The sequence below is a fragment of the Psychrobacter sp. PSP genome, from assembly GCF_024085615.1.
Classification (GTDB): Bacteria; Pseudomonadota; Gammaproteobacteria; order Pseudomonadales; family Moraxellaceae; genus Psychrobacter; species Psychrobacter pacificensis.
In genome coordinates this window covers 41,286-64,630 of record NZ_JABLTF010000015.1, presented here as the reverse complement: position 1 = coordinate 64,630, position 23,345 = coordinate 41,286, and the positions used below count along the sequence as shown (strand labels likewise).

Here is a 23,345-nt window from a genome sequence, read left to right as displayed (position 1 = left end):
GACTGCACATTATAAGCAGTAGCGCCTACGCTTGCAAGCTGCATTGGGGTTTATTTTCGCCTTTATACATTAAACTGCAGCGTTTGGCCAGTTTTTAAGCGGTTTTAAACATTTTTACAGGTATTGAAGGGTTTACTAAATATTGCTTAACAAATAACTGCTAATGATGCGCTTAGCAATTAGGGTGTAATTATGACGGTGACAGCCGATAAAGTCCAGCGACAACTTGTCCAACTTTGGTTTGCTTTACGCATTCAAAGCATATCATTTGCTGAGTTGTCTCTAGTTGGGCGTCGCGATTTTCATTAAGCTGCTCTTCTAGCTGCTCAAGCTGAGGTGTTAAATCTTTATCCGCTTCTAAATAAATTAGCGTTGATTGGTCAATCAATGCATTGGTAATCAGCGTACTCAAAATAGGCTGCCATAGATCCTGAGCATAAGGGGGATCGATGAAGACGATGTCAAACGGGTGCTCAATCGGCTGGTGTTGACTCAGTACTTCCTCAGCCGTGCCAGTGATAACCGTGTAAGCTGCGGTATCAAGGCGTAATTGCTCAGCACTTTGACGTAGCATGTTGCTTTGTGCCGTATTAACTTCAATAAAAGTGGTGTGAGCTGCGCCGCGGGACAACGCCTCAAACCCTAATACGCCACTGCCTGCACAGCTATCGAGTACGCGTGCACCGTGAATATCGGCCAATAACCAGTTAAATAATGTCTCTCGCAGGCGGTCGGGTGTTGGGCGCAGGCCATCTGCCTCGATGAAGCTGACAATACGGCGCTTGAACTGCCCACCGATGATACGAACATCACCGGCTGCGGCACTTTTTGCTTTAGGGTTCTTTTTCGCTGTGCGTCCGCGTGAGGGTTTTTTCATGCTCGTGTCTCTTTTATTATCTTTTTTTTGAGGCATCTCTACTTATTAGACATGACGGGTAATGGTTAGAGATGTCTATCAAAATGTCGCTATTCAGAGGTGGCTGCTGCTGCTTGTGCCTCTGCCGCTTCTTGTTCTGCTAACGCTTTTGCTTCTTTTTCACGCAAGGCATCCTTCAAGGCTTTCTCAAAGGCCTTTTGGCGCTTGATGACTTTGAGCTCATCAGCGGACGGCGGCAGTACCGGATCAGTTTTGCGTTGTAGCATCCAGTAGTCAAATAGGGCACGGCCGATAGGCGCGGCAGTCGTACTACCACCGCCACCGTTTTCGACCAAGACCGCCAGCGCGATTTGAGGGTCTTCGACAGGGGCAAAACCATTGAACCACGCATGATCCCAGTGACGTTTGTCAATCGCTGATTTATCATAGCGTTTGCCTTGAGCGATAGACTTTACCTGTGCTGTTCCTGTCTTGCCAGCGATACGATAGCGCGGGGTATAGATACCGCGTCCAGTACCGTTTTCTACCACGCTTTCCATTGCATCATGCATACGTAACCAGTCAGAAGGCTGACCGTTATAGTCGATTTTACCATCAGGTTTGTCGATGATTTTGACTTCTGCTGCACCGTCACTGCTCTTGAGCAAATGCGGGGTAATATGTTTACCTTTACTGGCGGTCATGGCAGTGGCATTAGCAATCTGTAGTGGCGTGGCTAAGAAATAGCCTTGTCCAATACTGACAGAGATGGTTTCACCCGGTAGCCAGTCTTTATCATACGTGTCTTTTTTCCATTTCGGTGATGGCATGATGCCTGATTTTTCGTTAGGAAGATCAATACCAGTCTTGTCCCCAAAACCAAAGCGCACCATCCAGTCGTGTAGACGCTGAATACCCATCTCATAGGCCAGCTTATAATAGTAAGTATCAACCGACATTTGGATAGATTTCTTTAAATCAACCGTACCATGACCCCCGCGCTTCCAGTCACGGAAACGATGGCTGTCTCCTGGTAAACTGAAATAGCCAGGATCATAAATAGTGCTGTTCCAATCTCGCAAGCCATAGTGAATGCCACCTAGACCCTCAAATGGTTTGATGGTCGAGCCAGGTGGATAGGTCCCTTGGAGGGCGCGATTGTATAGCGGCTGATCAAGGTCTTCCCGCAGCGCATCATAGTCTTTAAACGAAATCCCTGAGATAAAAGGATTTGGGTCATAGCTTGGGTTACTGACAAATGCCAGCACGTCGCCGTTTTTGGGATCTATCGCTACGATGGCACCGCGGCGTCCATCTAGTTGTTGTTGGGCGACCTTTTGCAGCCCATAATCTAAGCTCAACGTGATATCGTTGCCTGAGGTAGGCGGTTTGGTATCCAATTGACGTAGGATATTGCCGTGAGCGTCTGTTTCTACCGACTGATAGCCTGGTTGCCCAAGCAAAATATCTTCGTAATAGTCTTCAATACCAATCTTACCGATCAGATCAGTACCTGCATAGCGGTCCTTATCAATACGCTTAGACTCTTTATCGTTAATACGACCAACGTAACCGATCACATGAGCAAATAGCTCATCATAAGGATAATCACGCGTCAGCTTACTTTGGATAGAAACACCGCGAAAGAATGGCTTACGCTCACTGAACTGAGCCAGCTGTGCCTCTGTTAAGTCGATTTTGATGGTCACAGGGTCGTTTTTGTTTTTGTTCAAGCGCGCCAAAATATCTGTGATGTCTTCTGCTGTCAAATCAAAAATAGGCGCCAGCAAGCTGAGCGTGCGCTCAGGGTTGTCAACCTCATCAGGGCTTAGCATGGCGGTAAAAACTGGCTGGTTATCCGCCAAAATTATCCCGTTACGATCATAAATATAACCGCGGCTAGGCGGTGCAGATATCAGTTTAATGCGGTTATTGTCTGACTGGGTGGTGTACTTATCATGGGCATAGACTTGCAAATAACCATAACGCGTTATCAGGCCGCCCAAACCCAGCAATATTAAAATTCCAAAGATAATAATACGGTTGGTAAAGGTACTGTTGACCTGTTCGGTATTGGGAGTTAGTGGTTTATTCATAGAAAATCAGAGCCCAATCGGTCAGTGAGTCAATAATAAAGAGGTAAAAGGGCAGGTTGGTTAACCAAAACGCGGTGAGTCTAAAGGATAATACAAAGGATTTCAATCACATAGCGCTATATGATCTAAAATCAACGCGCATTGATTTGTACGTAGATGGTGTCTATCGTTTGACTACAAATTATAACAGAACAAATGAGTAGGCGCAGTACTCAGATGCTTATTTTGTTGTGGTCATATATTGCATAAGCGATGCGCTATCTCAGTATATTTATGGCTCAATATAGGATTTAAAAGATGTTATCTTTAGTCACAACTTGCCAAGGGTGTCCATGTGCTAAAAAATGGCAAGTATGCTAAAATCAGGCGATTTATTTTATAGTAGTGGTTAGAGACAGAGCGTCTTTTTGAGACGTTTCAATTTTGCTAGCGGCTTGTTATCAGTCGCGACCATATTAGCAACGACAATCAACCTGTCAGGAACTAGAAAAGTCATGGACATAAATTCATTGTGGCAGACGATCGCTGAGCACCCAGAGTTTTTTGCCATGCTAACTATTCCACCAGTGACGGCATTTGTTACGTGGGTGCATGTATGGATGGCGCTCAAGATGCTGTTTTATCCCATTAAGTTTTGGGGTATTCGTATTCCAAATTTTCCATTTTTTGGGTTACCAGGTATCGGCTGGCAAGGTATCGTCCCACGCAAGGCAGGCAAAATATCAGGGGTTATCGTTGATCAGACATTGTCAAAGCTCGGCTCATTAGATGAGTTTTTTAAAGCGATGGAACCTGAGCAAATGGCGCTATTTGTCACTGATACGGTTGACAAAAACCTTGAGCCATTGATTGATGAGATTATGCTGGATCATTCACCCGCACTATGGGGTAACCTGCCTTATGCCCTAAAGCGCCGTGTCTATGCCCAAGCCCATAAAGAACTGCCTAGCATCATGCAGTCGCTAGTGACAGATTTGACGTATCATGTCGAAGATTTGGTCGATATGCGCAAGATGATCGTCAATACGATGGAGAACGATCGTCGTTTGATGGTCAATATGTTCTTGAAGGTTGGGCAAAAAGAGATCAATTTTATCTGGCACATCAGTGCTTTGATTGGTTTGGTATTTGGTATTATCCAGATGTTTATATTTTTAGTGGTGCCGCAGCATTGGACGGTGCCATTTTTTGCTGCGATTTGGGGATTTTTGACCAATTGGATTGCCATTTGGATGGTATTTAACCCAGTAGAGCCGCATTTTATCCCGTATTTAAAGCTTTTTTCGGTGCAGAGCCGCTTCCCCTTTATCAAGCCAGTCATGCCTCATATCGCAAGGTATCGTCTGCAGGGCGGCTTTATGAAGCGCCAAGAGGAAGTGTCTGAAGTATTTGCTGAGATTGTGGTAAAAGATTTGGTTACCCTTGAGAACATCATGAACGAGATGATGTATGGTGATCGCTCAGCGCAAACTCGTGAGCTGATGAAGTCGCATCTATATACGGTGCTTGAGTCACCAGTTATTAGTACGACATTGCGTGTGGGGCTGGGTCGCCGCGATTATGGACAGCTCAAAAACACTATTATTGATAAGTCGATTGTGGCGACTATGGTGCCACTGCGAGATCCTGAGCTCAATGAAAGTCGCGCCAGTAAGATTTTTGGTCTGTTTCGCGATAGAATAAGGGCGCTGACGCCCAGTGAGTTTCAGAATCTGCTGCGTCCTGCTTTTCGTGAGGATGAGATGACGCTGATTATCTTGGGTGGTCTGACTGGGTTTGTGGCAGGGTGGTTACATCTGGTATTGGTATTTTTCCCCTCGATGCCGTAAGCAATAACACGATAATCAGTATTTTCAAATAGTCAAAAACAACAATATCTCATACAGTTTGAGTCAATAAAACAATGCAAGGCCAATGATAGGTCAGCATTTTGTATCAATCATTCAGATTGATACGTCACAATGATAGTAGCGGGTTTTAGGTGCTTCTACAGCTATCGAAACCTCAGTTTTTAACCGTAAACTATGACCGCATAAAGGGACTATTTAGCGTTTGCCAGTGGCTAGCGATGCCATCGGTGAACCCTTAATGGTATCCAAGGTAAACAAGGTTAGACCGTATGTTAATCACAGAATTGGGTTATTTTGCCTTGCTGGCCGCTTTTATACTGGCGATTTTGCAGGTGGTACTACCAACCATCGGTGTCATGCGCGACCACGTCGCTTGGCAGCGTCTAGCACCAAGTCTTGCATGGGCGCAATTTGCGGCCATGGTCACATCATTTGCTGCGCTGATGGCAGGCTTTTATTACAATGACTTTAGCCTCGTCTACGTCACGCAGCATTCCAATACGTTACTGCCTTGGTATTATAAGCTATCTGCAACGTGGGGCGGTCATGAAGGGTCATTGCTGCTTTGGATGACCATTATGGCCACTTGGTGTGCGCTGGTGTCTTATTTTAGCCGCGGATTACCGCTATCCATGCGTGCGCGTGTTCTTGTGATATTGGCAGGCGTGCAGATGATGATGCTAGCGATGCTGATCTTTACCTCGTCACCATTTGATCGTACCTTGCCCAATTTGCCAGTTGATGGCGCGGATCTAAACCCTGTCTTGCAAGATTTTGGTTTGATTATTCATCCGCCGATGCTCTACATGGGCTACGTAGGCATGGTCGTGCCATTTGCTTTTTGTATGGCAGCGTTGTGGGAAGGGCGCTTGGATGCGGTGTGGACACGCTGGTCGCGTCCGTGGGCGCTAGCTGCTTGGGGTTTCTTGACGGTTGGTATCGCACTTGGCTCATGGTGGGCTTATTATGAGCTTGGCTGGGGCGGCTGGTGGTTTTGGGATCCAGTAGAGAACGCCTCACTGATGCCATGGCTGGCAGGTACGGCATTGCTACACTCACTTGCGGTCACTGAGAAGCGCGGTGTGTTCAAAGCATGGACGATCATGCTTGCCATTTTTGCCTTCGCACTTAGTTTGCTAGGTACATTCCTTGTACGTTCAGGGGTGATCACTTCAGTCCATTCATTTGCTGCTGACCCGACGCGTGGTCTCGTTATTCTAGCCATTCTAGGCGTCATTATCGGCGGTGGTCTGCTGATGTTTGCGGTACGTGGTTGGCGTTTGACGGTTGAGAGTCAATATCGACTGATCTCACGCGAGTCATTCTTGGTGATTAATAACGTTATTATTTTGATTTCGACTTTGGTGGTATTGCTTGGCACGCTATATCCTATTATTGCCGACTCTTTCAATTTAGGTCAGGTATCTGTTGGCCCTCCCTATTTCAACGCGCTATTTGTACCCTTAACGTGGCTTTTGCTCGTGGCGATGGGTATGGGCTCTAATATTCGCTGGAAACAAGACAGCCGCCCATTATTAGGTGCTGGCATGGTTATCGCTGTGAGCAGTCTGGTGTTGGCGGCGATTATTGCCTATTTTACGAGTCCATCAGCGATGCTAAATATTGGCGTCACGTTGGCAGTGAGCTTTTGGGTGCTATTATGGATGGGGATCGATTTTAAAGATAAAACCAAAAATGCACCGAGTCGATTAAACGGATTACGTCAGCTGCGTTTGAGCTATTGGGGTCAACAAATCGCCCATATTGGGGTCATCGTTGCAGTTATTGGGGTAGCCTTTACCAGTACGCTCAGTATTGAGCGTGATGTGGCGCTGGGACCAAATGATAGTGTCAATGTCCAAGGGTATGACTTTACCGTAAAAGGTTTTAGCGAAGTAAAAGGCAGTAACTTTGACGCCACACAAGCTGAGGTTACGGTCAGTAAAAACGGTCAAACGGTGACGACGCTACATCCTGAAAAACGTAACTATATTATCAGTATGATGCCGATGACTGAGGCGGCGATTGATGCCAGTCTTATGCGTGATGTGTATGTCGCTCTTGGTGAGCCGATCGCCGAAAACAGCAACGAATGGGCATTTCGTATCTATGTCAAACCGCTCATTCGCTGGATATGGCTAGGTGCGCTGATTATGGCATTTGGTGCATTGCTCAGTATGCTAGACAATCGTTACCGTATTAAGAAAACCAGAACACCTGCGCAAATCGCTGCCAAAAAATCAGGCTTTGCTACGGTGGCAGATTTGGAATCGCAAGCTATCAAGACAGGGGATCAGTAATATGACGACCTCAAACAATGCACCTGATAAACAGGCTCAGCAAAGCAATAAGAATACCAAACGCAAAAAGTCGCTTAAATTAGGTTTTTTGATTCCGCTGGTGATTTTTATTGGTCTGGTTGCCATGCTGTATATGCGCTTGGGCAAACCGACGGATATCGTGACGAACACAGCACTTGAGCGCCCAGTACCGGCTTTTGAGTTGCCGCTATTGTCAGATACCAGTCGTATCATGACCAATGATAACCTGCCTGATGAGCCGTTCTTGATGAATATCTGGGGATCATGGTGTCCTACTTGCATCATCGAGCATCCTTTCTTAATGAAATTGGAGGAGCGCGGTGTCAATTTGGTCGGTGTCAACTATAAAGATGATATTGGGGATGCCTTAGGATATTTGAATAAAGGCGGCGACCCGTTTTCGATGTCTATTCAGGATCTATCGGGGCAGTTTGCTTTAGATTTGGGACTGACTGGCGCGCCTGAGACTTTTGTCGTCGATGGTGAAGGGATTATTCGTCAGCATATTATCGGTGAGGTCAATGAGAGCAACTGGCAAAGCCGTATTGCGCCTTGCTTGATGGTGCTTAATGATGCCAATAATAATGGCGTCAGTTTAGAGCCAAGTCAGGTTGAGGAGGCGTGTCAATGATAGCATATCAAATAAAATCCGTTACGATAAAGTTAGCAAGCTTGCTTATCGCTTGTCTATTCAGTATGGCCAGTTTTGCTGCTATTGATGTCTATGATTTTGACTCTGTACAGCAAGAGGCACAGTATCGTGGTCTTATCGAAGAGCTGCGCTGTCCAAAATGCCAGAACCAAAACCTAGCAGGCTCTGATGCCCCAATTGCCCAAGACTTAAAGCAAAAAACCTACGATTTGGTCAAAGATGGTCGTAGCGATGGTGAGATTCGTGCCTATATGCAGGAACGTTATGGCGACTTTATCAGCTATAAGCCACCAGTGCGTCCTTCAACATGGATCTTATGGTTTTTCCCACCATTATTGCTCATCATCTTGTTAGTAGGTTGGTTTTGGCAAAGTAAACGACGTCAGCTTGTTGCCAGTGGTGCAAGCGGCATGACAGCAGATAATACCGCTGAGGCGCTATCTGTTGCCGAAAAAGCGGAGCTTGAGCGCTTATTGTCACGTGCTGATAATAAAGACGTTCACGATATTACAAGCCTTGGGGGCAAAAAATGACCATATTTTCTACGGTTGGCTTATTTATTGCGCTGAGCTTACTGACCGCCTTATTGCTTGCTGTTATAGCTATCAAACCATGGTTGAGAGCACCGCGTACGCATAGTAAGCCTTTGGACAATCAGCTATTAGGTATCAACGTTGCTGTATTTCGTGAGCGCTTAGCAGAGCTGAAAACAGATAAAGACAGTGGCATCATTGATGAGCATCACTATCAAAACCAAAAACTTGAGCTTGAACGCCAGCTTTTGGATGCTCAGCGTGAAGTCGCACCTATGGTCACGCCTGGTATCAAAAGCCGATTGATCATTGTCTTTTGGGTACCTGTGCTGTCTGCCATGGCGTACTTGATGGTCGGAGATCGCACGCCTGTTTTTGAGCTTTGGGCAAGCGAAGACAAAGTAGGTCAAGTGGCGGATGACTTATTAACTGGCAAGATTGACCAGCCACCTGCTTGGGCGATTGAAGATGGCAATCAGCTGATTAGTGCCATGCAGACCAACGTCTATCGCCATGCGTACGATTACAATCGTTGGATGCGCCTATCAGAGTTGTTCTTATCATTAGAGGCGACCGATTCAGCACTAGAGGCCTTATCACGTGCTTATCGTTTGTCACCTGATAATGAAGAGATTGCGATTACTTACGCGCAGATTAATTTCTTTGCTAATAAGGGTCAGCTAGACGAAAATAGTCGCCGAGTGCTAGAAACTGTATTGGCCAAAAACCCACAGCATGAAGGCGCGCAAATGCTCATGGCAATGGGTGAGGCGCGAGCAAATAACTTTGATCAAGCACAAGGCTGGATCAAACGCTTGCGTGACAGTATTTCTGCCAAACCAGGCGACCATACGCAGGCGCTATCCAGTCTAGATGAGCTCAGTGCCAATGTGACTATGCAGCAGCAACAAGCGTCTGAGGGCATTGAGGTGACCGTTAAGATCAACTCAAGCCTACTGCCATTGGTCAAAGCGGATGACGTGCTGTTTGTGGCGATTCGTGATGTGAATGGTGGCCCGCCATTTGCTGCCAAGCGTTTGCCAATTAGTGCGATTAAGCAGGGCGAGGCTACTATTAGCCTAAGCGATATTGATGCGATGATGCCAGAGCGTACCCTAAGATCAGCCCGTTCTGATAAGGTTGAGTTGGCTGTCATTGCGCACATTAGTCACAGCGGTACAGCTATCGCAGAGTCAGGAGATTTATCAGGTAATCCTGTTGTGATTCGTGCTGACCAAAATCAGGTCAATGTAGAAATCAATCAACAAATTCCCTAGTATTAGGGTTAGTTATTGTGAGTATTTTTCATATAAATGCTGTTGGCCACAAAAGGCTTAGCAGTGTTATATGGAAAGATAAGTCATGGCAGCTTATGACCTTAATTAGAAAAAAACTTGAGGTTTGTCAGGTCACAAGGTAAGGTGTCTTGGCAATCAGTTAATCCCTAAGTTGTAGTAATCCCAAAATCCCATTGAATTCAGGAGAGTCGTGTAATGATGCGTATTATTTTGCTAGGTCCACCAGGCGCCGGTAAAGGTACTCAAGCCCAGTTTATTTCTCAGGAATATGATATTCCGCAGATATCGACGGGTGATATGCTACGTGCTGCTATCAAAGAAGGCAGCGAGCTTGGCAAAAAAGCCAAAGATATCATGAATGCTGGTGGTCTGGTTTCTGATGACCTCATTATCAATCTCGTAAAAGAGCGTATTGCAAAGCCTGATTGTGCCAACGGGTGTATCTTTGATGGTTTTCCACGTACGATTCCTCAAGCGCAAGCCCTTGCCGATGCTGATGTTGCCATCGATCACGTGGTAGAGATTAGTGTGCCCGATGATGAGATCGTTAATCGTCTGTCTGGTCGTCGTCAACATCCAGGTTCAGGCCGTGTATATCATGTGCAGCACAACCCACCAAAGGTTGAGGGCATAGATGACGTAACGGGCGAAGCACTTATCCAGCGTGAAGACGATCAAGAAGCGACCATTCGCGACCGTCTGTCGACTTACCATGAGCAAACCTCTGCATTGGTTGGTTTTTATCAAGAAAAAGCCGCCGAGGGCGCAGATTCACCAAACTACGATAAGTTTGATGGCACGCAAGATATCGAAGAGGTTAAGCAGCAGATTTTGTCTGCGTTAAAAGGCTAATGTTCGATTTTAGCTAATTAATTTAGCCAGTCGATGTGGTCGTTGAAGACCCTGTTTAATAGCAGGGTTTTTTTATGGCTAATATTTATATATTGGATAATTTTATCTTCTATAAAAAGCATTCAGCATATTGCTGACTCATGATTGAAAATCACCCACAAAAAAACCGCTTACTCATTATAAGTAAACGGTTTTCTCATCAAAATATATGACGCAATAGGCTCATATACCTTCAAGTATCCCTTACGCATTACCTTGGGCATCAACTTGTGCTTGTTGCTGGCTTTGCGCGTACGCTTGATCAAAGTTGACAGGGGCTAGTAGCAATTGCGGGAAGCTACCGCGCGTTACAATGTCGCTGATGACTTCACGGGCATATGGAAACAGCACGTTAGGGCAGTATGCACCCAAGATTTGACCGATTTGATCTTCTGGGATGTCTTTTAACAAGAAGATACCTGCTTGATGTACTTCAGCGATAAATGCCGCTTCTTCAGCATTTTTTGCCGTGACGCTAACGGTTAGGACGATTTGGTAATGATCGTCATCTAATTTTTCAGCATTGCTAGACAAATTGATATCAAGCTCTGGGTTCCACTCTTTGGTGAATACGCTTGCGCCTGGTACTTCAAGTGACATATCTTTTACATAGATACGCTCTAGTGCCAATTGTGGTTGTGCTTGTTCTTCAGCCATGATAAATCCTCTAAAATTAAATCAAATAATGGGTCAAACTACGATTTTAAAAAAGCATTGTAATATAAACCAAGATCAAATCTCGATGTTTTTTATGGTTACGTCTCACTATGGCTTTTGAGTCTGCCACTGTCCATCTTCAAACCAATAAAGACAGACAGTAAAGCAAGGTAGCAGATTAACCCGCTAATAGCTCGTCAAGTTTGCCTTGCTGGTTCATTTGGTTGAGCTCATCAAAGCCACCTACAAAGGTTTCACCAACGAAAATTTGTGGCACAGTGCGATAGTTATTGGTTTTTTTCATCAGCGCTTGACGATCTTCACTACTCATGTCATGCATGCTGATTTCTTCGTAATCAACGCCTTTGGTTTTTAGTAGTTGTTTGGCGTTTGAGCAGTATGGGCAGATAGGGGTCGTATAAACTTTAACAGATACAGTCATGGTAAATCCTTATTTATAAATTTATGAGATAACAAACTTATTATAGATAGCCTGATAAATTATCATAGTCTAAGTATTGATAGAATCTGTTATCAATGAGTAAAGTGCACATGTATTCAACTGTGCTCATTACTACAGTGGGGATGAGCATGACAAATTCAAGCCGTCTTAGTTTAAAACCCTCAGTAGCAGTATAAACAGGATATAAAAAAAGACACCTATTGCTAAGGTGTCTTTTTATTTTGCTATCGTTAATCGGATGCTTTTTTTAGTCAGAAGCTATATTTTAGCCAATCTATTATTTGCTTAAACTAGGCTTGGTCTTAGCTTTGTTTTTTGATTTAGCGTCTTTTACACCAACCAATGGCATACCAGCGCCTTGCCAGCCGCCAATACCGCCCTCTAAGCGATAAACACTGTCTTTACCAATCATCTGAATCGCAGCGCCTGCTTGCACACCCATATCGCAGATAATAATCACTGGCTGCTCAATCGCACGAATCTCTGCTAAGCGGTCTTTGAGATCAGTGAACGGTATGTTGCGGCTGCCTTGAATATAGCCTGATTCAAACTTCTTCTTGGCGCGAATATCGATCAGCTGCGCGTTCTGAGAGTTGACCATCATGCCAAGGGTGTTGGGCGATATTTTTCTACCGCTACGTTTGTTTTCAATGGTAAAAAACAGGATAGCAAGTACGGCTAATATACCAAATAAAAACGGGTGGTTGCCCACAAATTCCAGCGCACGATCCAAACCATACCTCCAAAAAAATAGGTGTTCTATTGAGCTGAGAAGCCAGCCCAATGATAGTGAACAAGGCGCTATTATACCGATAAGGTCATCTATAGTAAACGGGCGATGACACGGTCAATAATCAATCTATCATTTTGCCTTTGAAATGATGTTAATTGAGCTTAATAAAGCTTAGTATCAGCTTCCTCTCGTAGCGTCACGAGATTTTCAACGCGGCGCTGTAATACGGTACCGTCAGCCACGGCTTGCCACAGCGCGCAGCCTTTGCTGTTATGGGTATGACGACAGTCACGGAATTGGCAACTGCCAGCTAGTGGCGCCAGCTCAATAAAGCCTGAGATGATATCGTCAGGTGTGAGGTGCCAAATACCATATTCGCGAATACCTGGTGTATCGACGATACCACCTTGCGTCAAATCCTCGGGGTTAAATGGCAGCAGTCTACTAGTTGTCGTGGTGTGCTGACCAAGCTTAGAGTTTTGCGAGATGATATTGACGCTTTGACCAGACTCAGGAAGTAGGGCGTTAATAAGGCTGCTTTTGCCAACACCAGACTGCCCTGCAAAGATGACCAGCTTTTTGTCTATGTAGCGTTTTAGCTCATCGAGGCCTTCTTGCTCGTCACTCTCGGCGATATTTTCAGGGCAATCGACCGACGTCAGAACACTTTCATAACCGAGCGCAGCATATTGTGCCAATAATTCACTCGTATCGACGCCGTTTTCTTGTGCCAACAGATCGGCTTTGTTGAGGACGAGCAGTGGTTTGACGCCCGCGTGATGGCAGACGACCAGATAGCGATCGATCAAAGTAGGAGCGGCGGCAGGCAATGGCGCAAAGACGATGGCCAGAATATCAACATTGGCGGCAACAGGTTTGAGCTTATGATAACGGTCAGGGCGAGAGACCAATGAGGTACGCGGTTTGACGGCTTCGATACGGCCAAAGCCTGTGTTGGAGTCGGCACTCCAGCGCACTTGGTCACCAGCGGCTAGCATCGGCAAGTTAGTGCGTACATGGCAGCGCCAAATATCGCCGAGCGCAAGCGCTTGCCAAAATGGCTCTGGATCATCAGGCGCAATCTCTGGCTGCTCAGGTATCACCGCAGGTAGGCTTGTGACTTGTACTTCTAGTTGCTTACCGTAATGCGCCATGACCACGCCATCCATCAAGCTGTCATCGATGCTGTCTTGACTTAACAATTGCTGCTTGTCGATGCGACGAATCTGTTGTTTGGTCAGTTTGCGTTGCCGGATTAATGCCATGGGTTTTGACCTATTATAAAAATATTGCTAAGTGTAGCGTGAAAATTTGCTAACATACAGCCTAAAGCGTCTGCGGCAGACAGGGGTTTTGTAATATTGTACGACTTTATAGGTTTTCTAAACCAAGTAGCGTGTTGCAATACTGTCTGAGCACGGGTGTCTACGTGTAATACGTTTTTTCAATAGTTTTTCTAAAGTTGTTTTTTTTAAAGTTGTTTTTTCAAAATTATGAATGATAGGATACTTTATGGCTACCGGTGACCATCCCAATAAGATTAAAATCAAAAATCAAGGCAAAAAAGGGCTGGTGTGGATTGATTTAGAAATGACCGGACTTGATACCTTAAACGATGAGATTATCGAGATTGCCACTGTCGTGACTGACGAAGATTTGAATGTGCTTGCTGAAGGGCCTGTGTTTGCGATCAAGGTATCGGATCAAGTCTTAAATAAGATGGATGACTGGAATACCAAGCAACATGGTCAGTCAGGATTGGTCGACCGTGTGCGTCGTAGCACGATGACATTGGCGGAAGCGGAAGCTGAAACCATCAAGTTTCTGAGTAAATGGGTCGATAGTGGTAAATCGCCAATGTGCGGCAACTCTATCTGTCAAGATCGCCGCTTTATGGCGCGCCAAATGCCAGAGCTTGAGCGCTTCTTTCATTATCGTAACCTTGATGTATCGTCAATTAAAGAGCTGTGTTTCCGCTGGCGTCCTGATATCTTAAAGAACTTTGAAAAAGGGGGCAGTCATTTAGCATTGGATGATATTCGCGACTCTATTCGTGAGCTAAAGCATTATCGTCAGCATTTCTTTAAATTGATGGATTAGATAGCGAGCGATAAGCAGTTCAAGATTGTAGTAAACGTAAAAAGGGTCTGTTGAACTATCAACAGACCCTTTTTTAACTGAAGAGATATTTCTTAAGATACGTTGTCTAAAACGCCATTCAGCGAATAAAAAATTCAAACTCAAATAATCCAAACTCAGCATCATCACTGCTTAAATTATTACTATTCAAACGGTCATTTGAATACTCGTCGTCTGTCACTGCACCAATTACAGCGCTTACTTTCGGCTGGCGAGTGTCTTTATCTAGCAAGCGCCAATCACCAAGCACGTAGCGCTTTTTATCAGCAGTCGCCTGATGAATATCTGGACGATGCGTATGTCCGTGCAATAAAGCATCGCTGTCAGTAATGGCCTGACGTACGGCCTCATCATTCACATCCATGATATAAGCCGCTTTAGTAGCATTGTTCTGCTGGCTTTTTTTGCGCATGTTGTCTGCGATGGCTAAGCGTTTCTCTAACGACTTATTAAGCAGATACCACTGAGTCAGGCGGTTGCGCATAATTTTGCGAAAGAGTTGATATTTCTTATCATCGGTACAGAGTGCGTCACCGTGCTCTAAACGATAATTCTGCTGACCAACAGTCAAAGTATACGGCTCGCTTATCAGCTCACCACCGAACAGATTGCAAAACGGCTGTCCTAACAAAAAATCGCGATTGCCGTGCATGACTAATATTTCACAGCCATTGATACGTAGCTGTTTTAGCTTTGCAATCAATGGGGTTAGCCAATGCGCCATCTGCTCGTCTTCTGACCTTTTTCCTTTTAATAGGGACAAATACATATCATCACCCAGCCATACCTCAAACCAGTCGCCCAATATAAAGAGGCGTGTAAGCGCAGGCAGAGCAAGACAGTCATCGAGCAGCGCCAAAAAAGCCTGCACTAAGGCAGGCTCCTGAGGCGATAAATGCAAATCGCTAATCAATACTTGCCGCACTTGATGAGGGCGGGTCGTGATTAAGTGATTAAAACGTTGCATTTATCTTGATCCTCGTGACTTATCGTATGGCGAGCATTACTTAGTAAGTTCTACTAGAAAATGCTCGCTCATTCACAGCTATCGCTAAGTAACTATTACTGACTACTGACTAGCTGCTATTGAATGACTATTACTGAGTAATGATGGTTGCTGAGTTGATAACAACTGGCTCTTTTGGCACATCAGCATGCATGCCGAAACGACCAGTTGGGACGCCTTTCATTTTTTCGATCACATCCATACCGCTGGTGACTTTACCAAATACAGTGTAACCCCAACCTTGCATGTTTTTGCCAGTGTGGTTTAAGAAATCATTGTCTTTTACGTTGATGAAGAACTGGCTAGTCGCTGAATGCGGATCTTGGGTACGCGCCATTGCGATAGTACCTTTGTCGTTTTTCAAACCATTGTCCGCTTCGTTTTCGATAGGCGCGTTGGTTGGTTTTTCATTCATCTCAGCGTCCATTCCGCCGCCTTGAATCATGAAACCATCAATAATGCGATGGAAAATCGTACCGTCATACTGACCAGATTTTACGTAGTTCAAAAAGTTTTCTACGGTCTTTGGCGCTTTTTCTTCGTTGAGTTCGATAACGATCGCACCCATATTGGTGTCAAGTTCTACTACTGGTGGCATGTCTACCATGGGATATTCCTTTTTGATTGCAGCGCCTTAAATGACGCTGTCAAGTGGTGGTTAAAAGTTGGTTGTTAAAAAGTTACGGGTAGTCTAACGGCTTTTTTATCCCGTGTCATGTATCAGGCTGTTAATGCGTTTGCAAAAGCTGATAGAATAACGCAACTTTAGCCATTTTTGATCAGCTTTGACAAATTGTGATAATGCGGACGCGTTATCTGAGTTTTTATATCCCAATTTATTTTAATAATTTATTTTGAACGTTTTGTGATGCGTGATGGCACGTATCACAAATTGACAATTTGCGTTAGGAGCAATATCCGATGAGTGAGCACTCAAGCAACAATGCACAAAAAGACGAAGTAAAAAACGACTTTATTCGTAATATCATTCGTGACGATGTCAATGCGCAAAGATACCAGCAAATTGTCACACGTTTTCCGCCTGAGCCAAATGGCTACTTGCACTTAGGTCACGTAAAATCTATCTGCCTAAACTTTGGTGTGGCCAAAGAGTTCGGCGGTGTGTGTAACCTGCGTTTTGATGACACCAACCCAACTGCAGAAAAACAAGATTATATTGACAATATCGAAAATGATGTGAAATGGCTCGGTTTTGAGTGGGCAGGCGAGGCGTATCACGCGTCAAGTTATTTTGATCAGCTACATGCATGGGCAATACAGTTAATCGAGCAAGGCGATGCCTATGTCGATTTGCAAACGCCTGAGCAGATTCGCGATAACCGTGGTTCATTCAATGAAGCGGGAACGCCATCTCCGCAGCGTGATGCCAGTGTCGAGGAAAACCTAGCCCTTTTTAATGATATGAAAGACGGTAAGTACGCTGAAGGTAAGGCGGTATTGCGCGCCAAGATAGATATGGCAAGCCCGAACATGAACCTGCGTGACCCTGTCATTTACCGCGTGATGCATCAATCTCATCATCAGACTGGTGATAAATGGTGCATTTATCCGATGTATGACTTTGCGCATCCACTCTCTGATGCGCTCGAAGGTATTACCCATTCACTATGTACGCTTGAGTTTGAAGACCATCGTCCATTCTATGATTGGGTCATCGCCAAGATCGGCTTTGATGTACCGCCACACCAATATGAGTTTAGCCGCTTAAACGTGGATCACACATTGACCAGTAAGCGTAAACTCAAGCAGCTCGTTGATGAAGGTATCGTGAGTGGTTGGGACGATCCCCGTATGCCGACTATCGCTGGTATGCGCCGCCGTGGTTATACGCCAGCGGGCTTGCGTGACTTTTGTGAGCGTGTGGGCGTGACCAAAGCCGATAGCGTGGTTGATTTCCGTTTACTAGAGTTTAGCGTTCGTCAATCGTTAGAGACGACTACTGGTCGCGGCATGGCGGTACTAAAGCCATTAAAAGTGACGATTACTAACTTTAGCGAGGCGGTTAGTAGCTGGGAGTCGCAAAAAGCCGATAGTGTTAATGCGCGTTTTGACGATGCCACGCAGACCCTTTGGTTGACGCAGCCGAACCATCCTAACGTCGATATGGGTGAGCGTGAGATTCCGTTTACCGAGACTTTGTATATCGATCAAGGTGATTACGAGATTGAACCGCCAGCAGGCTACAAGCGTCTGTCTCCAGAAAAGCCAGAGATTCGTTTGCGTAACACTTACGTGCTAGCCGTCACTGAGCATATCACTGATGAAAATGGCAATGTTGTTGAGTTAAAAGCGACAATTGATCCCGCAACGCTAGGCAACAATCCTGAAGGCCGTAAGGTGAAAGGGGTGATTCATTGGGTATCAGCCAGTCAAGGTGTACCAGCGACCGTGCGCATGTATGAGCAGCTATTCAGTGCTGAAGACCCAAGTGGCGTCGCTGATGTCCATCAAGCACTAAACCCGGACTCGCTCACTGAGCTGGATGCTGTCGTTGAGCCATCTTTAGCCCATGCTGATGCTGGTACGCGTTTCCAGTTTGAGCGTGAAGGGTACTTTATCACCGATAGTGAAGATCATAGCACGGATAAGCCAGTCTTTAACCAAATCGTTAGCTTGCGCGATAGTTATAAGCCAGCTTAATGCATAGCCTTTGAGCTTGCCCTTAGGGCTTAACGTCAAATTATTATGTCAAATCATTGTTCTTTTATACTCACCCATCTCTAGTGCGCTAGGGGTGGGTTTTTTATGAACTTTGCTTGTGGGATACAGGCATGGTAGTTTAATGCGCTATGCTACCTATATACTGGTTTATTTAGTGATAAATGGAATAAACGCATTACAATCCTTCACAAGACATTCATAACCAGTTTGGTACTATAAAGTGAGTTTTATTGATGCACTAGACGGGATAAGCAAATGATCAAACCGTCTCGCACATTGCAATAATCGGTTTATAATAATAGTGCGCATAAGACAGTAAGCTCAGCGCTCATCATTCATATAAATAAGGAATTTAGTATGGCACATTTACGTTTAGGCGACACCGCACCAAACTTTGATGCAAGCACCACAGAGGGTGATATTAATTTTTATGATTGGGCGGGTGATAGCTGGGTGGTATTGTTTTCGCATCCTGCCGACTATACGCCAGTTTGTACTACTGAGCTTGGCCGCACCGCTGCATTGGGCGGTGAGTTCCAAAAACGCAATGTCAAGCCGATTGCTTTGTCAGTGGACGGCTTAGAAGATCACAAAGGCTGGGTCAGCGACATCGAAGAGACACAAGGCGCTGCGGTGAAATTCCCTATCATTGCAGACTCTGATCGCACGGTTGCGGATTTGTATGATATGATTCACCCAAATGCTGATAACACCGCGACAGTTCGCAGCGTGTTTATCATTGATCCAAATAAAAAGGTGCGTCTAACACTGACGTATCCGGCCAGCTGTGGTCGTAACTTCGATGAAATTATCCGTGTTATTGATGCGCTACAACTATCGGATGAATATAACATCGCGACGCCTGTAGATTGGAAGGACGGTGATGACGTAATCATTCCACCAAGTGTCAAAAACGAAGATATTGCTGCCAAATACCCAAAAGGTCATAAAGAAATCAAGCCGTACCTACGTACGACCCCAGCCCCTAATAAATAACTGGACTGGTTGCATAAATATGATTAAATAAAGCCCCGTGACTTAAAGTTATGGGGCTTTTGCTATTTTTACCTCATGAGTAATAAGCCTTTGCCATGACGGTCAGAGTAGGCTATAACTATGGTATGGAGTATCAATAGATAGGGTGCTCATTAGTGCCACCATCATAATAAGGCGTATCAGCGCTAAATTTCTATTCAATCATTCTTACAAGGAGTTCATCATGAAAAAATTATACGTCACCCGTATAGCACCCAACCCGCGCAAAGCCCTTATTTTATTGGCATCAAAAGGGATTGATGTTGATGATATGGATGACATTGATGTGATTGATATTGATTTTGCCAAAAATGAGCAGATGTCAGACGAATTTACCAAAATAAATCCGATGCAGACAGTGCCTGTCTTAACACTAGACGATGGCACCGTGCTCAATGACTCACAAGCAGTCTGCGAGTATCTGGATCGCGTCTATGGTGAGCGTTCTGTTATGGGCAATGACGTGATACAGCGTGCCCAAGTGTGCTCGATGCGCCGTATTGCTGAGTTTGAGGTGATGTATAATTTAATGCTAGCGTTTCAGCACAGTCATCCGTCTAAAGCCCAGCGTGTTGAACAAGTGCCAGAATTTGTTGCGCCATCAATTGCCCGTGCTGTCAAAGCCATGGAGTATTTTGAGACAATCCTAGAAGGTCGTGAGTATCTGGTGGGTGAGCAGCTAAGCTTTGCAGATATCGTGCTATATTTGGGCTTAGATTTTGGTAAAGTGCTCAAAGTTGATCCGAATGAGCAAGGCAAAAACCTAGCCCGTTTTTATCAAATGATGAACGAGCGCTTTAGTATCAAAAACATGGCTAAAGCTAAGCCTGCGGAAATCAATGATTAGATAAAGAGATACATCGCAAGTTCTATTGTTTTTAGATGCTTGCTCATTAAAGATAATATCGGGGATAGCTAATATGTATTAGCTATCCTTTTTTTGTCCATGAAATTAACGACATTAGATAGCAGAGTAATAAAAGAATTTCAAACATAATAAAAATCAACATTTTATTACATAAGCTAATAATGCTCGGTCTATAGTGGTTAATTTAACGTGATTATAATAACGATATTCCAGAACAGTTAATTAAATGTTTTTTCAAAACATGCAAGACCAGAAAGTATATAGAAATAAGTAATCGAGAAAATTGATATACGCTTACTAAGAGGTTCGTAATATGGTAGGTAGAGCCAAAAAATCAGCACTGACAACGTTTTTATTGCCAAGTATTGTGGCGGTGAGCCTCATACTAGGCGCTTGTCAAAAAGAAAACACGGCTCACGACAATGAAGGATCAGGTATCTCCAATACCGGTGAAAAAATAGACTCACTAGCGATTGAGGATAGGGCCTCGGATACCAACTCAGCAACTACTGAATCTGGCTCGACGACATTTACTCCCGAAGAAAAGCTGATGAATACTTTGTCTCGTCATCGTTGGAGCTTGGTTAGGGCAACGGATGCCAATGAGCAGCCTATAAGTGAGCTTACAGATATCGATGGTCAGGGGACTCTGGTATTTAATCCAGAAACACTTATCTATAGTGTCGGTTGTAATACAATAAGCGCTGCTTATCAGCTGCAAGGACATACATTGAGTATCGAGGAAGGAATGAGCACCAAAATGTCTTGTAGCGATCTTGATATGGCAGAAAATAAATTGTATGCATTGATGCTAGGAAATAGTGAGTTAAAAATAGAGCAAGGTGACAGCCCAGTATTGACTCAGTTTACCAACGATAATGTCACTTTGGTATGGAGTGGCAAACTCACACCTCAAGCGAAATACAATAGTAAGGGCGAGACGGTATTTTGGGCAGTGAATGCCAAAGAAGTCAATTGTGATATGAATGGTGAAAAGCAGTGTCTCCAAGTTAGGCCCGTCACTTACAACGACCAAGGTGTCAAAGTTCGTGAAGGGAAGTGGAGAGTATTTGCGGGAGAAATAGATGGATACCAGCATGACGGTATGCACGAAGAAGTACTAAGATTGCAGCGCTACCGATTAGAGACTAACGAATTAATAGAGTCAGATGAGACAACAGAAAATGATAATGATGATGAAAAGTATGCATATGTACTCGATGCTGTCATTGAAAGTGCAGTTGTAGAGTAGTCCGCTATAATTTCGTCTTGCAAATGATAAAGTGACAGTGCTGGTACTCATAAAAAAACACGCATCGAATAGCGTGTTTTTTTATTGTCTCACTATTTTAATGCCTATTGGTTTTAAAGCTTGTCTGCTTTAACGCCTATCTTTAACGCAAGTTACCCAAATCTTCTTCGGTCAAACGCCAACGACCTTTTTTCTTAGAGCCACCGCGTCCTCGCATAGAGCTATTAAGTAGTATTTTATTCATAGAATGGCTTGAGTGCGCATGACAAATAGCACAGGCAAGACCATCGGCTGCATCCTGCTGTGGTACGACTTCTAACTGTAGTATGCGGCAAACCATCTCCTGCACTTGCTCTTTAGCAGCAGCACCATAGCCGCACACCGCTTGTTTGATCTGCCGAGCAGTATACTCTGACACTTCTAAATCCAAGGCGACCATCGCTGCAATAGCCGCGCCTCGTGCTTGCCCAAGCTTGAGTGCAGAATCAGGGTTTTCTGCCATAAAGACTTGTTCAATCGCCGTATAGATAGGCTCGTCAGCGTATTTTAAATGATGCTGCGTAATGCGGGTCAATCCATTAAAAATACGCTTAAGGCGTTCAGGCATCTCTTTGGTATCTGTGCGAATCGTGCCTGCATCGATATAAGTGAGCTTATCACCCGTCTGCTGGACTATTCCATAACCCGTCATGCGTGACCCTGGGTCGATCCCGATAATAATTGCCATAGTATTCCGTCTTGCTTACATTTTGTTTTATGGCTTAAAAATCAGCCGTAAGTTTGATAGTATAGCAACCAATCCCCATATACATCATATGTTAGCCATTTTAATTTGCATGGCGCTCAATTTATTGGTTTTTATTTTATAGGACGACACTTTATGGGTCAGATAGTTGGTATAGCCATCGTTTGGTTTATTATCGAGATGCTACTGTGGTATTTGCTTGCTCAATTCATGAGCGGCTGGTGGGTATTCATGTGGTTTATTGTCGCAGCAGTGATCGGTATTTCTCTTGTGCGTAAAGGTATGGCTTCTTTGAATCCAATGGCTCAGCAGATGAAAGCAGGTGGTATGATGAATCCTGCAATGCGTCCACCAGAGTCTACCATGATTAAGAGCATAGCCATGGCAGTCGCGGGTATCTTGCTACTTATTCCAGGTGTGTTGAGTGATGTGCTCGCACTACTCGTGATCTTGCCACCAGTACAAAAGAAACTCAAGGACTTTGCCAATAACTATGTCATGAACAATCAGCAAAAAATGATGGAAATGATGGCAAAACAGATGGGTGGTCAAATGGGCGGCCAAAATCCATTTGGTGGAATGGGTGGTCAGAATCCATTCGGTGGCGTAGGCGGTATGAATAACCAAAATCCATTTGGTCAGCAACAGCAAAACCCGTTTGGTGACGTATTTAAACAGCATACGACTGTTGATGGTACGGCCAAAAACATCCCTAAAGATGTGAAAAAAATTACCAAATCTGCTAATGACGAGTAACGATGATTTAGTCATTCATTAGGCATAGAAAAAGCCCCTTTCGCTAATAACGAAAGGGGCTTTTTGGTGGCAGTAAATACATTAATTATAAAGAACATATTTACAAACCGAATAAAACAACCGAAGTGCCGCTGTAAGATGGTGACCCATGAACCGTGAAGTTCAGGGCGGATGCGTCATCCTCTCTGCAGGTTTCCTGATACACCGCAAGCGGTGCAGGCATACACAATGAGACGATAGGTACCACATCCTGGTAAAGCATTATCGGCTCAGGGAATAAACATCTACTAGCCAACACTTCAGAATAGACTCATCTTAACCAATGAGATGAATGATTGCAAGTAGGATTTACAGATTGATACGCAGTATTGTTACCTAGTATCTGTGGTAGGTTTTGAGCTTTTGATAACGATACAAACCCCATCATTTTTTAGTGAAAAATTGTCAGTTTTTCAGCTATTTTAAGATATGTGTTAATATATAGGGCTTTCCATACCCTAACATAGCATTGA

The 23,345-nt window shown here is 44.4% G+C and carries 21 protein-coding genes and 1 other RNA gene; 12 read left to right on the top strand and 10 right to left on the bottom strand.

Annotated features, from left to right (window positions below; genetic code table 11):
- Positions 1 to 190: 190 nt before the first annotated feature.
- Together rsmD and mrdA are read right to left on the bottom strand one after the other, a co-directional pair.
- The gene (gene rsmD / locus HL061_RS04210; protein WP_071001982.1) at positions 191 to 877 is read right to left on the bottom strand and encodes a 16S rRNA (guanine(966)-N(2))-methyltransferase RsmD; all 687 of its coding nucleotides are present in this window, start codon (positions 875 to 877) and stop codon (positions 191 to 193) included.
- Between the two features lie 89 nt (positions 878 to 966).
- Complete coding sequence (mrdA, locus tag HL061_RS04205; RefSeq protein WP_071001981.1) at positions 967 to 2,952, bottom strand: penicillin-binding protein 2; 1,986 nt, start codon at positions 2,950 to 2,952, stop codon at positions 967 to 969.
- A gap of 494 nt (positions 2,953 to 3,446) precedes the next feature.
- Here mrdA and HL061_RS04200 point away from each other — a divergent pair, with 494 nt between their 5' ends.
- The 6 genes from HL061_RS04200 (at position 3,447) to adk (ending at position 10,458) form a co-directional block, all read left to right on the top strand.
- Positions 3,447 to 4,781 (top strand): hypothetical protein, encoded by a 1,335-nt coding sequence (locus HL061_RS04200; protein ID WP_252962546.1) that lies wholly within the window; start codon positions 3,447 to 3,449, stop codon positions 4,779 to 4,781.
- Between the two features lie 290 nt (positions 4,782 to 5,071).
- A complete protein-coding gene (locus tag HL061_RS04195) occupies positions 5,072 to 7,102 on the top strand; it encodes a heme lyase CcmF/NrfE family subunit (RefSeq protein ID WP_252962545.1) in 2,031 nt (676 codons plus the stop codon).
- 1 nt (position 7,103) lies between these two features.
- Positions 7,104 to 7,754 carry a DsbE family thiol:disulfide interchange protein gene (locus HL061_RS04190; RefSeq protein WP_083328848.1) on the top strand — a complete coding sequence of 217 codons (651 nt, stop codon included), beginning with the start codon at positions 7,104 to 7,106 and terminating at the stop codon, positions 7,752 to 7,754.
- Complete coding sequence (locus HL061_RS04185; RefSeq protein ID WP_083328847.1) at positions 7,751 to 8,308, top strand: cytochrome c-type biogenesis protein; 558 nt, start codon at positions 7,751 to 7,753, stop codon at positions 8,306 to 8,308. The genes HL061_RS04190 and HL061_RS04185 overlap by 4 nt, the downstream gene beginning before the upstream one ends.
- Complete coding sequence (gene ccmI, locus HL061_RS04180) at positions 8,305 to 9,585, top strand: c-type cytochrome biogenesis protein CcmI (protein WP_093068713.1); 1,281 nt, start codon at positions 8,305 to 8,307, stop codon at positions 9,583 to 9,585. The genes HL061_RS04185 and ccmI overlap by 4 nt, the downstream gene beginning before the upstream one ends.
- Positions 9,586 to 9,801: 216 nt before the next feature.
- Positions 9,802 to 10,458 carry an adenylate kinase gene (gene adk / locus HL061_RS04175; protein WP_071001977.1) on the top strand — a complete coding sequence of 219 codons (657 nt, stop codon included), beginning with the start codon at positions 9,802 to 9,804 and terminating at the stop codon, positions 10,456 to 10,458.
- 243 nt (positions 10,459 to 10,701) lie between these two features.
- Here adk and secB read toward each other — a convergent pair whose 3' ends face one another.
- The 4 genes from secB to rsgA form a co-directional block, all read right to left on the bottom strand.
- On the bottom strand, positions 10,702 to 11,154 hold the full coding sequence (secB, locus tag HL061_RS04170; protein WP_058025921.1) for a protein-export chaperone SecB: 453 nt from the start codon (positions 11,152 to 11,154) through the stop codon (positions 10,702 to 10,704).
- Positions 11,155 to 11,332: 178 nt separating this feature from the next.
- Entirely contained in the window at positions 11,333 to 11,596 is a 264-nt protein-coding gene (gene grxC / locus HL061_RS04165; RefSeq protein ID WP_058025920.1) for a glutaredoxin 3, read from the bottom strand.
- A 298-nt stretch (positions 11,597 to 11,894) separates the two neighbouring features.
- Positions 11,895 to 12,350 (bottom strand): rhodanese-like domain-containing protein, encoded by a 456-nt coding sequence (locus HL061_RS04160; protein ID WP_223333057.1) that lies wholly within the window; start codon positions 12,348 to 12,350, stop codon positions 11,895 to 11,897.
- A 161-nt stretch (positions 12,351 to 12,511) separates the two neighbouring features.
- The gene (gene rsgA / locus HL061_RS04155; RefSeq protein WP_240366148.1) at positions 12,512 to 13,615 is read right to left on the bottom strand and encodes a ribosome small subunit-dependent GTPase A; all 1,104 of its coding nucleotides are present in this window, start codon (positions 13,613 to 13,615) and stop codon (positions 12,512 to 12,514) included.
- A 247-nt stretch (positions 13,616 to 13,862) separates the two neighbouring features.
- Between rsgA and orn the strand changes: the two genes are divergently transcribed.
- On the top strand, positions 13,863 to 14,450 hold the full coding sequence (gene orn, locus HL061_RS04150) for an oligoribonuclease (protein WP_240366149.1): 588 nt from the start codon (positions 13,863 to 13,865) through the stop codon (positions 14,448 to 14,450).
- Between the two features lie 118 nt (positions 14,451 to 14,568).
- On the opposite strand, the gene HL061_RS04145 is transcribed toward orn, so the two are convergent.
- Entirely contained in the window at positions 14,569 to 15,456 is an 888-nt protein-coding gene (locus tag HL061_RS04145) for a UDP-2,3-diacylglucosamine diphosphatase (protein ID WP_252962544.1), read from the bottom strand.
- A 130-nt stretch (positions 15,457 to 15,586) separates the two neighbouring features.
- On the bottom strand, positions 15,587 to 16,102 hold the full coding sequence (locus tag HL061_RS04140) for a peptidylprolyl isomerase (RefSeq protein WP_087040198.1): 516 nt from the start codon (positions 16,100 to 16,102) through the stop codon (positions 15,587 to 15,589).
- A gap of 314 nt (positions 16,103 to 16,416) precedes the next feature.
- On the opposite strand from HL061_RS04140, the gene HL061_RS04135 reads away from it, so the two are divergent.
- The 4 genes from HL061_RS04135 (at position 16,417) to HL061_RS04120 (ending at position 21,332) form a co-directional block, all read left to right on the top strand.
- Complete coding sequence (locus HL061_RS04135; protein ID WP_071001972.1) at positions 16,417 to 18,156, top strand: glutamine--tRNA ligase/YqeY domain fusion protein; 1,740 nt, start codon at positions 16,417 to 16,419, stop codon at positions 18,154 to 18,156.
- A 378-nt stretch (positions 18,157 to 18,534) separates the two neighbouring features.
- Positions 18,535 to 19,173: a peroxiredoxin gene (locus HL061_RS04130; protein ID WP_071001971.1), complete on the top strand. Its 639-nt coding sequence runs from the start codon at positions 18,535 to 18,537 to the stop codon at positions 19,171 to 19,173.
- A 223-nt stretch (positions 19,174 to 19,396) separates the two neighbouring features.
- Positions 19,397 to 20,059: a glutathione S-transferase family protein gene (locus tag HL061_RS04125; protein WP_071001970.1), complete on the top strand. Its 663-nt coding sequence runs from the start codon at positions 19,397 to 19,399 to the stop codon at positions 20,057 to 20,059.
- A gap of 334 nt (positions 20,060 to 20,393) precedes the next feature.
- Positions 20,394 to 21,332, top strand: coding sequence for an META domain-containing protein (locus HL061_RS04120; RefSeq protein ID WP_071001969.1), 939 nt, complete (start codon positions 20,394 to 20,396; stop codon positions 21,330 to 21,332).
- A gap of 142 nt (positions 21,333 to 21,474) precedes the next feature.
- Here HL061_RS04120 and ruvC read toward each other — a convergent pair whose 3' ends face one another.
- Entirely contained in the window at positions 21,475 to 22,059 is a 585-nt protein-coding gene (gene ruvC / locus HL061_RS04115; RefSeq protein ID WP_071001968.1) for a crossover junction endodeoxyribonuclease RuvC, read from the bottom strand.
- A 153-nt stretch (positions 22,060 to 22,212) separates the two neighbouring features.
- Between ruvC and HL061_RS04110 the strand changes: the two genes are divergently transcribed.
- Complete coding sequence (locus tag HL061_RS04110; protein WP_071001967.1) at positions 22,213 to 22,833, top strand: FxsA family protein; 621 nt, start codon at positions 22,213 to 22,215, stop codon at positions 22,831 to 22,833.
- A gap of 113 nt (positions 22,834 to 22,946) precedes the next feature.
- Here HL061_RS04110 and ssrS read toward each other — a convergent pair.
- A non-coding RNA gene (gene ssrS / locus HL061_RS04105) (6S RNA) lies at positions 22,947 to 23,142 on the bottom strand.
- Positions 23,143 to 23,345: the final 203 nt, after the last annotated feature.

Coding starts and splice junctions, on each gene's coding strand:
- HL061_RS04195 (WP_252962545.1), top strand. CDS start 5,072: ATGTTAATCACAGAATTGGGTTATTTTGCCTTGCTGGCCGCTTTTATA.
- HL061_RS04145 (WP_252962544.1), bottom strand. CDS start 15,456: ATGCAACGTTTTAATCACTTAATCACGACCCGCCCTCATCAAGTGCGG.
- rsgA (WP_240366148.1), bottom strand. CDS start 13,615: ATGGCATTAATCCGGCAACGCAAACTGACCAAACAACAGATTCGTCGC.
- ruvC (WP_071001968.1), bottom strand. CDS start 22,059: ATGGCAATTATTATCGGGATCGACCCAGGGTCACGCATGACGGGTTAT.
- orn (WP_240366149.1), top strand. CDS start 13,863: ATGGCTACCGGTGACCATCCCAATAAGATTAAAATCAAAAATCAAGGC.
- HL061_RS04140 (WP_087040198.1), bottom strand. CDS start 16,102: ATGGTAGACATGCCACCAGTAGTAGAACTTGACACCAATATGGGTGCG.
- HL061_RS04130 (WP_071001971.1), top strand. CDS start 18,535: ATGGCACATTTACGTTTAGGCGACACCGCACCAAACTTTGATGCAAGC.
- ccmI (WP_093068713.1), top strand. CDS start 8,305: ATGACCATATTTTCTACGGTTGGCTTATTTATTGCGCTGAGCTTACTG.
- adk (WP_071001977.1), top strand. CDS start 9,802: ATGATGCGTATTATTTTGCTAGGTCCACCAGGCGCCGGTAAAGGTACT.
- HL061_RS04185 (WP_083328847.1), top strand. CDS start 7,751: ATGATAGCATATCAAATAAAATCCGTTACGATAAAGTTAGCAAGCTTG.
- grxC (WP_058025920.1), bottom strand. CDS start 11,596: ATGACTGTATCTGTTAAAGTTTATACGACCCCTATCTGCCCATACTGC.
- HL061_RS04120 (WP_071001969.1), top strand. CDS start 20,394: ATGGTAGGTAGAGCCAAAAAATCAGCACTGACAACGTTTTTATTGCCA.
- HL061_RS04200 (WP_252962546.1), top strand. CDS start 3,447: ATGGACATAAATTCATTGTGGCAGACGATCGCTGAGCACCCAGAGTTT.
- HL061_RS04135 (WP_071001972.1), top strand. CDS start 16,417: ATGAGTGAGCACTCAAGCAACAATGCACAAAAAGACGAAGTAAAAAAC.
- HL061_RS04190 (WP_083328848.1), top strand. CDS start 7,104: ATGACGACCTCAAACAATGCACCTGATAAACAGGCTCAGCAAAGCAAT.
- HL061_RS04110 (WP_071001967.1), top strand. CDS start 22,213: ATGGGTCAGATAGTTGGTATAGCCATCGTTTGGTTTATTATCGAGATG.
- mrdA (WP_071001981.1), bottom strand. CDS start 2,952: ATGAATAAACCACTAACTCCCAATACCGAACAGGTCAACAGTACCTTT.
- rsmD (WP_071001982.1), bottom strand. CDS start 877: ATGAAAAAACCCTCACGCGGACGCACAGCGAAAAAGAACCCTAAAGCA.
- secB (WP_058025921.1), bottom strand. CDS start 11,154: ATGGCTGAAGAACAAGCACAACCACAATTGGCACTAGAGCGTATCTAT.
- HL061_RS04125 (WP_071001970.1), top strand. CDS start 19,397: ATGAAAAAATTATACGTCACCCGTATAGCACCCAACCCGCGCAAAGCC.